This window comes from Polynucleobacter sp. AM-25C3, assembly GCF_018882335.1.
Lineage (GTDB): Bacteria > Pseudomonadota > Gammaproteobacteria > Burkholderiales > Burkholderiaceae > Polynucleobacter.
The window spans coordinates 46,540-59,380 of the sequence record NZ_JACVOS010000008.1; the positions used below are offsets into that span (position 1 = coordinate 46,540).

Sequence of the window (12,841 nt, forward strand, 5' to 3'; positions counted from 1 at the left end):
AAATGATCTCATGGTTTCACCCCGTTTTGTTCATCTGCGCGTCCATTCCGAGTTTTCGATTACGGATGGCGTCGTTCGCATTGACGATGCGGTAGCTGCAGCTGAAAAAGATGCCATGGGGGCTTTGGCGCTCACGGATTTGAGTAATTTATTTGGCTTGGTGCGCTTTTATACCGCCGCCCGCTCCGGTGGAATTAAGCCGATTGCCGGGGCTGATGTTTGGATTAGTAACCCACAAGATCCAGATCAGCCCTATCGCTTGTTGCTCCTAGTCCAAAACCATTCTGGCTATCTCAATCTGTGCCAGTTATTGAGTAAGGCTTCTTTGGAGAATCAGTCGCGTGGTCGCGCTGAAATAGATCCCAAGTGGTTTAGTGAGCCAGCCTCTAAGGCCGAAGATAAAGCAGCAAACAAAACCCTAGCATTTGGTTTAATCGCACTTTCTGGCGGTCGGTGGGGTGATGTTGGTGCCGCACTGTTGGCTGGCCAAGAAGATCAGGCTAAAGGAGCCGCAAAGCAGTGGGCAAAGCTATTCCCAAATGCGTTCTTTATCGAGGTTCAGCGTGGTGGTCACCCCCAGGATGAAAAGCAACTTCAATTAGCTTGTCACCTAGCTAGTGAGTTAGATTTACCCATCGTCGCTACACATCCTGTGCAATTTATGCAGCGAAGCGATTTCACAGCGCATGAAGCGCGGGTGTGTATTGCGGAAGGTGAGCTCTTAGGCAATCCTCGCCGCACCAAAAAATTTAATGAAGAGCAGTATTTCCTATCTCAAGAGGAGATGGAAAAGCGCTTTGCAGATCTTCCGGTTGCACTAGCCAATTCCGTTGAGATTGCCAAACGTTGCAATCTTTCCCTGGTCTTGGGTCAGCCTCGCTTGCCGGATTTCCCGACGCCACCGGGCATTACGTTAGATGAATATTTACTGGCTCAATCTGAGGTTGGCTTAGATCGCCATATGGAGCGCAATTTCCCAGATGCAGAAGAGCGTGCCAAAGAGCGGGTACGTTACCAGGAGCGCCTCGTCTTTGAGGTCAAGACGATTGCTCAGATGGGTTTCCCGGGTTACTTTTTAATCGTCGCAGACTTTATTAACTGGGCGAAAAACAATGGTGTGCCAGTGGGTCCTGGTCGTGGATCTGGTGCGGGATCCTTGGTTGCTTATTCTCTTGGCATTACGGATCTGGATCCACTGCGCTACAACTTACTTTTTGAGCGCTTTCTCAATCCTGAGCGGGTATCGATGCCCGACTTCGATATTGACTTCTGTCAACATGGGCGCGATCGCGTTATTCAGTATGTAAAAGATAAGTACGGCAAGGATGCGGTGAGTCAGATTGCTACTTTTGGCACGATGGCCGCAAGAGCAGCGATTCGTGACGTAGGTCGCGTGCTTGAACAGGGATACAACTTCGTTGACGGGATTGCTAAGTTAATTCCCAATAAGCCAGGTCAATATATGACCATAGAAATGGCCAAGAAGGAAGAGAAGCAGCTAGCCGAACGTGAGAAGAATGAAGATGAGGTGCGGCAGCTCCTCTCATTAGCTCAGCAATTAGAAGGTATGACCCGTAACGTGGGTATGCATGCTGGTGGTGTATTGATTGCTCCTGGCCGTTTAACAGATTTTTGTCCGCTCTATACGCAAGAAGCAAAAGATTCTAAAGATCAAGACAGTAGCTCCGTCATCAGTCAGTTCGATAAAGATGATGTGGAGGCAATTGGCCTAGTGAAGTTCGACTTCTTGGGCTTAACGACGCTGACTATTTTGGCAGCTGCTGAGAAGTGGATTAAGACGCTGCATGCTGACCGCAAAGATTGGAATATTGGCGAGATTCCACTCGATGATGAAAAAGCATTTGAGGTTTTAAAGAATGCCAATACAGTTGCCGTTTTCCAGCTAGAAAGTCGCGGCATGCAAGGCATGCTTCGCGAGGCTAAGCCGGATCGATTTGAAGACATCATTGCGCTTGTAGCGCTTTATCGCCCAGGCCCAATGGATTTGATTCCAGACTTTATTGAGCGTAAGCATGGACGTCAAAAAGTAGAGTATCCAGATCCGCGTATTGAGCCTGTTCTGCAAGAAACCTACGGCATCATGGTGTATCAAGAGCAGGTCATGCAGATGGCCCAGATGATTGGTGGCTACTCATTAGGTGGCGCTGATATGTTACGCCGTGCGATGGGTAAGAAAAAGCCGGAAGAGATGGCGCAGCATCGCAAGATTTTTAGTGATGGTGCAAAAGCAGGTGGTATTACCGAGGGCAAGGCCAACGAGATTTATGACTTAATGGAGCGTTTTGCGGGCTATGGATTTAATAAATCCCATGCTGCTGCCTATGCTCTTCTGGCATATCAAACTGCTTGGTTAAAGGCTTACTACCCTGCTGAATTTATGGCGGCCAACTTATCACTCGCGATGGATGACACCGATAAGGTGAAGATTCTGTATGACGATTGCTTAGTTAATCAGATCCGCGTGTTCTCGCCGGATATTAATACTGGTGTCTATGTATTTACACCTTTGCGTGCACCGGATGCTGCGCCTGATTCACCAATCAGTCATATTCGTTATGGTTTAGGTGCTGTCAGGGGTACGGGCGAAGCAGCGATCGAAGTGATTGTGAAGGCACGTGAGGCAGGTGGCCCATTTAAGGATCTATTTGATTTCTGCGCACGTGTTGATCGCAGGCAGGTGAATCGTCGTGCTATTGAGGCCTTAATGCGGGCGGGTGCATTTGATAGTTTGTATAAGGACGCTATACCAGCTGGCGGAAACCTATACGATATTCGCTCTACCTTGCTGGCCTCTCTTGCTCGCGCAATCGAAGCGGCTGAGCAAGCTGAAGCCTCGATAAATCAAGTGAGTTTGTTTGAGGTGGCAGGAGAAGAGGATCGTCACCTACCTGAATTGGTTCGCGAGCCAGTCTGGTCTGAAAAGAAACGTCTTCAGGATGAGAAAAATGCTTTAGGCCTGTGTTTGACGGGGCATATGTTCGACGCCTATCGTGATGAGACCGCGCATTTTATTCGTCAGCCGCTGGCTAAAGTGACTGAGGGTAAGGATCAACTCATCGCCGGCATTATTACCTCCGCTCGGATGCTCACGGGTCAGCGTGGCCGCATGATGATTGCGACGATTGATGATGGATCGGCTGCAATAGAGGTGACCCTCTACAGTGAAGTCTATGAACCGAATCGTTCATGGCTCAAGGAGGATGAGTTATTGGTTGCCAAGGTCAATGTCACTCCCGATAAGTTTTCTGGTGGGGTGCGTATCGTGTCTGAGGCAGTGATGGATATCACTGGTGCCCGCATGCGTTTTGCACGCAATGTACATCTCTCTATCGATTCGGCAATTGACCTGAAATCCTTGCGTAGCCAAATTGGTCCATACCTCATGAGTAACCGGGTGCGAGATCCAAGATTGGGGCCTGCAGCGGCAACGATGCCGGGTGGCAATGAGAGTATGAAAGGCTTAATGTTGACCGCTGCTGTAACTACTAGTGGCGGCGCCTGTTTGATGCAGTTCCCAGAAGAGCTCCGTATTTATCCTGATGACGCCTGCTTGCATAGTTTGAATCAAATTTTGGCAGCCAAGCAATCTAATACTGTTCAGGTTCAGTACCACTAAATCGGCACTAGCAAAACTATCTCAGTTTTTTATTTATTTGTGGCGCTTTGAAGTGCTGCAATCACTTGGCTTGGGTCCAGCTGATCAAGGCATTCACTATTGCTGCTCGCGCGATCTTCGCAGCCCGCTTTGCGGCAGGGAACGCATTCACCAGGGCCTTGTAAGATCGTCACATTACCCACAGTTTGAGTGCGAGCCCTTAATTGATATGGTTGTTCCCCAGTAAATCCATTAGGCCAAGGCCCAAAGTTCGTTGGTGGTGTGGGACCAAACAAGGCGATCGTTGGCGTATTGCACGCGGCTGCTAGATGAGTGATGGAGGTATCAACCCCAACATAGGCTATCGCCCCACGAATGAGTGTGCCCGCTTGTGGAATGGAGAGTAAACCTGCGGTATCAATCACATGGCTCCGAGTCTCCTCATCGAGCAAAGAAAGAATATCTTTGTTGAGTTGCAAATCTTGTTTGGCTGGGGATGCACTCAGCACCACTTGCCAACCTTGCCTCACAATCCAGGTCAGCAAGGTTTGCCAAAAGGCGAGAGGCCAACGCTTATAGGCTGTTAGTGGGCCGGGGTGAACCACGATATAAGGAGAATGTAGTTGTCCTGCGATGCTGGGGGTGATTGGGTCGCCAGCAGGTGGCGTTACCAAAATTGGTTCACCAAATAAAGCCAGTTTCGATTTGCAAAAAACTTCTAGCAGGCGTAGCTTTTCAGTAATGACGTGTTGCGCAAAATAATCTACATTAACCGTATGTAAACAAATTGCTTTTTTCCAGGCGTTTTGTTTATCACTTTTACTTTTCTTGACTTTATCTTGCTCGGTCAGTCCTTGGGGGTGGCCTCCTAGGACGCCTACCCGTCGATGTGCGGCTACAAGCCCATAAAAATATGCGCGATCACTGGGTTGTGTGACCACCGCTAAATCGTAACGCTGAAAGAGGTGAAAAAATAAGGAGAGATATTCTTTAAGCTTTGGGCGATCTGAAGTTTCAATCGTCAGGGCAATATCTGGATTGGCTTTGAGCATATCAAGTTTTCCACGGTACCCTAGAAAATGAAATTCTGCATTTGGCCAGAGTTCGCGCGCCTTTGAAATCAGAGGCGTCGTGACTAACACATCGCCAATTTGGCGAGTGGCAATAAATAACACTTTTTTAGGCTTTAGTGTTGAAAATGCAGTCATGGATCTAATGTAACCCAATCCACTCATTTGGCCTTAGCCAGAATTTTTTCACGCACTCTACGCGCATTTTCTGCGGCATTGGATTGGTCGTTAATCCGATGATAGAGATGCAGAACTTCGGTAGACCAAGACCCTGATTTGCGAATTAAGCCCATATTCTGCAATCTGAAAACAAAATCAGCGTCTTCATGGCCCCAGCCTGTCATGGTTTCATCAAAGCCACCAATGGCCAGCGCATCGACTTTCCAGCAGGCCATGTTGCAGCCCTTAATGCGGCGCCAGACAAACTTTTTATAGTTGCGCCAAGAACCATCACCTAGCTTGATCTTTAGGGGTAAGTATTTATTAATGCCGCCAGATAAGCGGAAATTGAGCAAGCTACTCATAAAGCGTTTGTAGTCCCAATGCTTCCAGGAGAGCAGTTGCTTGGTCAGCATATCGTTCAGCAAAACTCTGCTGCCGGTGATGATATGACCTACTTGAGATAATTTTCTGTGTTCTGCCACAAAGTCAGGTTGAACAATGCAGTCACCATCTAGAAATATTAAATAATCACCGCATGCCGCTTCGATTGCTTGATTGAGGATGCGTGTCTTGCGAAAGCCCTGATCTTCTTGCCATAGGTGGGTAATTTTTATGGGAGACTCAACTTGAATAGTCTCTATGAGATTTTTGGTTTCTGCGGTCGATCCATCATCGGCAATGATGATTTCAAAGTCCGTATCTGTCTGAGTGCGGAGAGACTCAAGGCATAGTTTTAGGGCTTGTGGCCAGTTATAGGTGGCCAGAAGAATTGAAATCATTTGCTGTGATGATCTTTGTGATTATTTGCTTCTTGATGAAGTTGCCATAACTTCATATACCGATAGTAAGTTCCTTGTCCATTGGAGATCGCCAATGCAAAACCTTGGGGCCCATCTAAAAAACCAAGGCGTATGAGGTAGGTGCGCACAAAAGCCCAAATGCCATGCAGCACTGCTTTCAATGGGTTGCTGGTTTTGCCTTTGGCAAAAGCCTGCTCTGCTGATGCTGTTGAATAGCGATCTAACTTTTGCAGGACCTGGGAGTAATTCATAAAGCTGAAGTGCAGCATCGGATTTTCAAGTCTTGCCACTTGACCTTCTGGAATCAGGCGTTCATGGACTAAATCATCCGAGAAGCGAGCGGTTCCCCGCTTAAATAATCGATCGACGTAATCTGGGCTCCATCCTGAGTGGCGAATAAAGCGGCCGCAATACCAAGAAAGGCGTGGAATCGCAAAACAGTCCACATGGGCAGAATGATGAATGGCCGTCAGAATTTCACTTCTCAGGGCGGGAGTAAGGCGTTCATCAGCATCTAGGGATAGTATCCAGTCGCCCGTTGCCAAGCCTAAGGCGCGGTTCTTTTGGGGGCCAAATCCGGGCCAATCCGCTGGCTGGCTAATGACTGCCCCATGGTTCTGGGCGATTTCTAGGGTGCGATCATTGCTATTGGTGTCCACTACCACGATTTGCTGGGCAATCCCCTCTAGAGAGGTTAAACAGTCGGCCAAATTGGCCTCTTCATTGCGGGTAATGAGTATGACGGATAAGGTGGGCATAATTCATTATATGAATGCTCAAGACCGTACTGCCCTAAATCGCTTAATTCAGTATCTCAAGCCCCATATTCGCTTGATTATTGGCTCTTTACTAGCTATGGCCTTTGTTGCTGGTGCTGAAACCTCTATCCCAGCCTTAATGAAGCCTTTGCTGGATCGCGGTTTTACAGGGGAGCTCAATAGCAAACTCTGGCAGGTGCCGGTCTTCTTAGTTGGTTTGGCTCTGGTTCGGAGCTTAGCGCAGTTTCTGTCTAACTATTTGCTGACGCGGGTAATTAATGCAGTGTTGTTGAAATTACGTCAGCAGATGTTTCAAACACTCTTACATGCAAGCACTACTTTCTTTCAAAAGAATTCGGCGTCCAACTTAATTAATGCCGTTGTTTTTGAGGTTAATAATGTTCTCTCCATTATGGGTGGCATGTTAATTAGTTTGGTTCGGGATTCGCTGACGGTGGTCGGTTTGATCGGATATCTTATTTATTTGAATTGGCAGTTGACTTTAGTTGTATTGGTTATTTTCCCCATCATTGCTTTCATTATGAGCAAAATTAATAAGCGTTTACGTAGCTTAAATCGTGAACAACAAGGTTTAACTAGCGAGCTTGCCTACATCGTTGAAGAAGCTGCTGCCGGTTATAAAATTGTGAAGGTGCATGGTGCTGAAGGGTATGAGATGCGCCGCTTTATGGAGAAAGCTGATCGCCTGCGCCAATTCGCCTTGAAGTCTGCGGTAGCTGGTGGCCTGAATCAGCCGATTACCCAATTGATTGCATCGATGGCGCTTTCAGTGGTGCTGGTGATTGCCTTGATGCAATCCGCATCCGAAGGAACTACAGTTGGCGGTTTTGCCGCTTTCGTTACTGCAATGATGTTGGTGATATCACCGATTAAACATTTAGCCGATATCAATCAGCCCCTGCAGCGCGGCCTTACTGCTGCAGAAATGATTTTCTCTCTCATGGATCAACCATTTGAGGAGGAGGAATCTCGCAAAGAAAATATGAAGCCCCTTGGCAAGACTAAGGGCGGAATACGATTTGAAGATGTTGGCTTCTCTTACCAACAAGAAGCAGGGCGCAAAGATGCGCTCACCGGAGTGAATTTGAATATCCAACCCGGGGAGGTAGTTGCTTTTGTTGGACCATCTGGCGGCGGTAAATCCACGCTGGTGAATTTATTGCCGCGTTTCTTTAAGCCGACAAGCGGGCAAATTTTCTTGGACGATATTCCTCTCGAGGATATTGTTCTGGCGGATGTACGTAAGCAAATTGCTTTTGTAAGTCAGGATGTTATTTTATTTAATGACAGTATTGCAGCAAACGTAGCATACGGAGCCGTGGGCCCTGAAGGTGTTGATCGTGGGCGCGTCATCGAGGCTCTTGATGCAGCAAACTTATCAGCCCTCATGAAAGAAATGCCTGAAGGTATTGATACGCAAATTGGGGATAACGGCAATCGCCTTTCTGGTGGTCAGCGGCAACGTTTAGCTATTGCCAGGGCAATTTATAAGGATGCGCCTATTTTGATTTTAGATGAGGCAACTTCAGCCCTAGATTCTGAATCAGAGCGTCAGGTGCAGGACGCATTAGAGCGATTAATGGCAGGCAGAACCACTTTGGTCATTGCCCATCGCTTATCAACCATTGAGCATGCTGATCGCATTGTGGTACTTGAGCATGGCCATGTGATTGAGAATGGCTCGCATGAGGAGTTGATCTCTAAAGATGGCTTATATGCCAACCTACACCGCATTCAGTTTTCGAATGCTTAATCAATGATTAACTGAGAACGATATCGTATTGTTCTTGGCGGAAGCTGCCTTCCGCTTGGAGTTTGATCGGCTTGCTAATAAAGTCGCCTAGCTGTGCTAAAAATTGATTTTCTTCTTCTAGGAAGAGATCAATCACATCGGGAGCGGCGACGATTCTAAATTCTCGTGGGTTAAATTGGCGATGTTCACGCACAATCTCACGCAAAATCTCGTAGCAAATCGTTTGTGCGGTTTTTATTTCACCCTTGCCTTGGCAGGTAGCACAAGGCTCGCAGGTGATATGGGCTAGTGACTCACGGGTCCGCTTGCGCGTCATCTCTACTAAACCTAATGAAGAAAAATCACTCAATGATGTACGAGCATGATCGCGTTGTAAATTTCGCTTGAGCTCATGTAAAACAGACTCTTGATGATCCTTGCCCAACATGTCGATAAAGTCAATGATGATGATGCCGCCAAGATTGCGTAAGCGCAGTTGACGGGCAATGGCCTGAGCGGCCTCAAGATTGGTTTTAAATACTGTGTCATCCAGATTGCGTGCACCCACATAACTTCCAGTATTTACATCAATGGTAGTCATGGATTCTGTTTGGTCGATCATCAGGTAGCCACCAGATTTAAGGTCAACTCTTCTACCCAGCGCCTTATTAATTTCGGCGTCCACATCAAACAAATCAAAGAGGGCACGCTCACCACGATGCAGTGTGAGCTTATCCAAGAGATTGGGCATATACAGCGTGGCGAATCCTTTGAGCTTTTCAAAGTTCTCAGCTGAGTCCACCCGAATTTGAGTGGTTTCTTCGCCAGCAACATCTCGCAATACCCGCTCAGCCAAACTAAGATCCTGGTATAGCAAACTAGGCGCAGCCTTGTGATTTACGGCTTCCCTGATCTTTTCCCAAGTGGTGCGCAGGTAATGCATGTCATGCTCGAGTTCAGTATCGCTAGCATCTTGTGCGCTGGTGCGGACAATGATTCCACCTTTTTCATCTGCAGGCATTAGCCCTGCAAGGCGCGCCTTAATGGCTTCGCGTTCTTCAGGTTGATCAATTCTTTGGGATACGCCAATATATTTTTCGCTAGCTACATCAGTACCAGCTGGTGGCAGGTAAACCAAGTTGCGACCTGCAATGCTCAGTTGGGTAGTTAGGCGAGCACCCTTGGTGCCGAGTGGATCCTTGAGGACTTGCACTAAAACATTTTGACCCTCAAAGAGCAGTTTTTCTATTTGCGCCTGAGGATTGTTTTGTGTAATGTCAGCAACATGCATAAATGCAGTGCGCTCTAAGCCGATCTCAATAAAAGCAGACTGCATGCCAGGTAGTACACGCACTACCTTTGCTAAGTAAATATTTCCAACAATGCCTCGTTGACGAGTGCGTTCAATTTGAAGCTCTTGAACGGCACCTTGCTGAATTAATGCCACCCGTGTTTCTTGGGGGGTGATGTTGATCAGAATTTCTTCATTCATATGCGGGTAACTTTAGCGAAATCCAATAACTGGTTAACTTCGTAAATAGGTAATCCCATGATACCGCTATAGCTGCCTCTGATTGAAGGAATAAAAGCGCCTCCAAGCCCCTGAATGCCGTAGGCACCAGCTTTGCCAAAAGGCTCGCCACTGTTAATGTAGTTGGTAATGTGCTCAGGAGTAAGGTGCGCAAATTCCACCTCAGACACTTGCACCAAGCAGAGGGGGTTGGTTTTAGGATCGATCGTGAGTACAACCGCAGTGAGCACTTCATGCACTTTGCCGCTCAGCATTTCTAGAATGTGCGCGGCATTAGCAGCATCAGTAGGCTTTCCTAGGATCTCACCATCAGAGCTGCCCGGTAGACTCACGGTAGTATCTGCGCACAAAATAGGCGCCCATGGTTTGCCGCTTTTTTGCCACCGCGCTAAGGCAATAGCGCTTTTGGCAAAGGTGACTCGCTCAACATATTGACGCGCTTTTTCATTAGGGAGAGGCGTTTCAATGATTTCAGTATCTTCGCCTGCTTCAGCAATCAGCATTTCAAACTGAACGCCGATTTGCTTGAGCAAGTCTTGGCGCCTAGGGCTTTGTGATGCAAGGTAAATATAAGAAAACATCAATGACTTACTCGCGGTGATAAGGATGGCCTTGCAAAATAGTCCAGGCTCGATAGAGTTGCTCCACTAGCACTACTCTTGCCATGGCATGTGGCAGCGTCAGGCTCGAGAGGCGCCACATTGCTTGCGCGTTTTCTTTGAGGCTGGGATCGAGTCCATCGGCACCGCCAATTAAAAAGGTGATGTCAAAACCCTCTTGTCGCCAGTTGCTTAGCTGAGTGGCTAGATTTTGAGTAGTTTGGTCTTTGCCGCGCTCATCTAGGGCAATCACACGAGAACCCTTGGGGATGGCCGCCACTATTTTGATTGCCTCTTTAGCTGGCGTCAGATCTGGTTTAATTTCTTTGATTTCGATACTGCAATCGGCAGGCATGCGCTTAATGTAATCATGGGTTGCAGTTGCAACCCATTCTGGCATTTTGTGACCAACAGAAACAATCGTTAAACGCATTGCTGGGGAGTTACTCTTCGTCGTCGGGCTCACTGGCCTTCACAAGCCCTTTGTCAGCCGCTAATTTGACGCGCACTGGCTTAGCGCCCCACATACCTTCCAGTTGGTAGTACGCACGCAATGCAGGTTGCAAAATATGAACCACGATATCGCCGCAATCGACGAGCACCCATTCACCCGTCTCCAAGCCTTCGACCGAGATGACTTCCCCACCTTTAGCGTTGACGGCCTCTTTAACTGACATAGCTAAAGATCTGGTTTGGCGATTGGAGGTGCCGGTAGCAATAATGACTCGGTCAAACAGCTCGCTGAGCTTGGTAGTGTCGTAAACGCGAATATCTTGAGCTTTGACATCTTCAAGTGCATTAATCACGACGCGTTGTAATTTTGTTAAGTCCATAGTTTCTTTAATATTTTTCTTGGGTATTTTGTATATAGGGGTGATCTTAGCCTGATTACTTGTACAGACCTAGATTTGTAATGATTTCTAAAGCGTGAGAGGGAATGTGCTCAGATGCAATAGTGCCCCGAGCTGAGCTTTTGAGTTGATTTCGAAGGCGGGTTGATGAAAGGTCTACCGAAAGACTGTTATCTAGATAAATGAGGCCAAATGGGCTTTTTTCAAGGGTATTGGCGTCAATAGATTGATGCTTTGCCAGTAAGGCCTCAATTTCGGGGTTCATCTGCGCTGAAAGTTCATGGTGAGGTCTGCTGGCTACCGCAAAATTCACATAATTGAGTAATTGATCCCACGAGTTCCAGGAGGGCAGGTTGAGGAGGGAATCAGCCCCCATTAGCCAAGTTAAGCTGGCATGGGGTCCAAAGCGCTCTCTGAGAGCCTTGGCGGTATCGATGGTATAGCTTGGGCCTGCTCGATCAAGCTCAATCCGATCAATGCCAATTTGAGTGGGTATTTTTAAATACAGAAATACTCTAGCAAGATCAATGCCCGCTGCTTCAGTCAGCTGAAAGCGAATCTCCGCCGGGGTGATATCAGATTCTTTTTGCCAGGGCTCACCACTGGGGATGAGTAGAAGTACGTCCAGCTGCAGCGCCTTTGCAAAGTGAGTTGCTAGCTTGAGATGGCCAAGATGAGGGGGATCAAATGTTCCACCCAGAATGCCAATTTTTTTTGGTTCGTCCAAGGGCAGTGATGTCAAGTTAGGCCAGCCAGTCACGGGGCTTGAGGTAGTGGTCATACAGCTTGGCTTCTGGTGTCCCTGGCTTTGGTTGCCAGTTGTACCACCATTGCACTACAGGCGGCATGGACATCAGAATGGACTCGGTACGTCCACCAGAGTGCAGGCCAAAAATAGTGCCACGGTCGAATATCAAGTTGTATTCCACATAGCGACCACGACGATATTCTTGAAACGCTTTTTCCTCGGCAGTAAAACTATCTTTATAGCGTTTCTCCACAATCGGTAGGTAAGCATCAATGAAAGCATCGCCTACAGCACGCGTCATTGCAAAGCTTTGCTCATAGCCGAGACTATTGAAGTCATCAAAAAAAATACCACCAATACCACGAGGCTCTTCCCGATGCTTGAGATAGAAGTATTCATCGCACCATTTTTTAAAGCGGGGATAGAGGTCTTCACCAAATGGATCCAATGCATCTTTGGCTGTCTGATGAAAGTATCTGCAATCTTCATCCACACCGTAGTAAGGGGTGAGATCAAAGCCACCGCCAAACCACCAGACTGGTTCTTTATCAGGAGCTTGCGCAATAAAGCAGCGCACATTCATATGGGTGGTTGGTACCTTGGGATTGTTTGGATGAAATACCAAAGAAACACCCATGGCCTCAAAACTACGTCCAGCGACTTCAGGGCGGTGATGGGAGGCAGAAGGGGGCATTTGATCGCCACGAACGTGTGAGAATCCCACGCCACCTTTTTCTAAAATATTGCCGCCATCCAAAATGCAGGTGCGCCCATAACCTTTGAGCTTGCTATCTTCCGGCTTCTCCCAGGCGTCCACCATAAATGCCTTACCATCCAGGGCGCTCATCGCTGTAGTGATGCGATCTTGCAAGCCTAAGAAATACTCTTTTAAATCTGCAATATTAATTTGGGTGCGTTCGGTTGATGACAAGGATGAAAGGTTTTTCTTTGTA

Annotated in this window: 10 protein-coding genes and 1 pseudogene; 2 read left to right on the forward strand and 9 right to left on the reverse strand. The window is 47.5% G+C overall.

The window, feature by feature from the left end; translation table 11 throughout:
* The first annotated feature begins 10 nt into the window (after nucleotides 1-10).
* Entirely contained in the window at nucleotides 11-3,637 is a 3,627-nt protein-coding gene (dnaE, locus tag ICN12_RS06950) for a DNA polymerase III subunit alpha (protein ID WP_216271780.1), read from the forward strand.
* A gap of 29 nt (nucleotides 3,638-3,666) precedes the next feature.
* On the opposite strand, the gene ICN12_RS06955 is transcribed toward dnaE, so the two are convergent.
* Genes ICN12_RS06955 through ICN12_RS06965 form a run of 3 tightly spaced genes read right to left on the reverse strand, consistent with a single transcriptional unit; the run spans nucleotide 3,667 to nucleotide 6,406 of the window.
* Nucleotides 3,667-4,824, reverse strand: coding sequence for a glycosyltransferase family 9 protein (locus ICN12_RS06955; protein ID WP_216271781.1), 1,158 nt, complete (start codon nucleotides 4,822-4,824; stop codon nucleotides 3,667-3,669).
* Between the two features lie 23 nt (nucleotides 4,825-4,847).
* Nucleotides 4,848-5,627 (reverse strand): glycosyltransferase family 2 protein, encoded by a 780-nt coding sequence (locus ICN12_RS06960; RefSeq protein ID WP_216271782.1) that lies wholly within the window; start codon nucleotides 5,625-5,627, stop codon nucleotides 4,848-4,850.
* Nucleotides 5,624-6,406, reverse strand: coding sequence for a glycosyltransferase family 2 protein (locus tag ICN12_RS06965; protein WP_216271783.1), 783 nt, complete (start codon nucleotides 6,404-6,406; stop codon nucleotides 5,624-5,626). Before ICN12_RS06965 ends, ICN12_RS06960 begins: the two co-directional genes overlap by 4 nt.
* Before the next feature lie 10 nt (nucleotides 6,407-6,416).
* Here ICN12_RS06965 and msbA point away from each other — a divergent pair, with 10 nt between their 5' ends.
* The gene (msbA, locus tag ICN12_RS06970; RefSeq protein ID WP_216271784.1) at nucleotides 6,417-8,180 is read left to right on the forward strand and encodes a lipid A export permease/ATP-binding protein MsbA; all 1,764 of its coding nucleotides are present in this window, start codon (nucleotides 6,417-6,419) and stop codon (nucleotides 8,178-8,180) included.
* A gap of 7 nt (nucleotides 8,181-8,187) precedes the next feature.
* Here the strand turns inward: msbA and rng are convergent, their stop codons facing one another.
* The 6 genes and pseudogenes from rng to hemF all read right to left on the reverse strand — a co-directional run bounded on the left by rng (nucleotide 8,188) and on the right by hemF (nucleotide 12,795).
* A complete protein-coding gene (rng, locus tag ICN12_RS06975) occupies nucleotides 8,188-9,651 on the reverse strand; it encodes a ribonuclease G (RefSeq protein ID WP_216271785.1) in 1,464 nt (487 codons plus the stop codon).
* The gene (locus tag ICN12_RS06980) at nucleotides 9,648-10,271 is read right to left on the reverse strand and encodes a Maf family protein (RefSeq protein WP_216271786.1); all 624 of its coding nucleotides are present in this window, start codon (nucleotides 10,269-10,271) and stop codon (nucleotides 9,648-9,650) included. Before ICN12_RS06980 ends, rng begins: the two co-directional genes overlap by 4 nt.
* Before the next feature lie 7 nt (nucleotides 10,272-10,278).
* Nucleotides 10,279-10,722: a 23S rRNA (pseudouridine(1915)-N(3))-methyltransferase RlmH gene (gene rlmH / locus ICN12_RS06985; RefSeq protein WP_216271830.1), complete on the reverse strand. Its 444-nt coding sequence runs from the start codon at nucleotides 10,720-10,722 to the stop codon at nucleotides 10,279-10,281.
* 13 nt (nucleotides 10,723-10,735) lie between these two features.
* A pseudogene (rsfS, locus tag ICN12_RS06990) lies at nucleotides 10,736-11,122 on the reverse strand (ribosome silencing factor); the annotation flags it as partial.
* 55 nt (nucleotides 11,123-11,177) lie between these two features.
* A complete protein-coding gene (locus tag ICN12_RS06995; RefSeq protein WP_255537733.1) occupies nucleotides 11,178-11,921 on the reverse strand; it encodes a nicotinate-nucleotide adenylyltransferase in 744 nt (247 codons plus the stop codon).
* Nucleotides 11,884-12,795, reverse strand: a complete 912-nt coding sequence (gene hemF / locus ICN12_RS07000; protein ID WP_216271832.1) for an oxygen-dependent coproporphyrinogen oxidase — start codon at nucleotides 12,793-12,795, stop codon at nucleotides 11,884-11,886. Before hemF ends, ICN12_RS06995 begins: the two co-directional genes overlap by 38 nt.
* Nucleotides 12,796-12,841 lie beyond the last annotated feature (46 nt).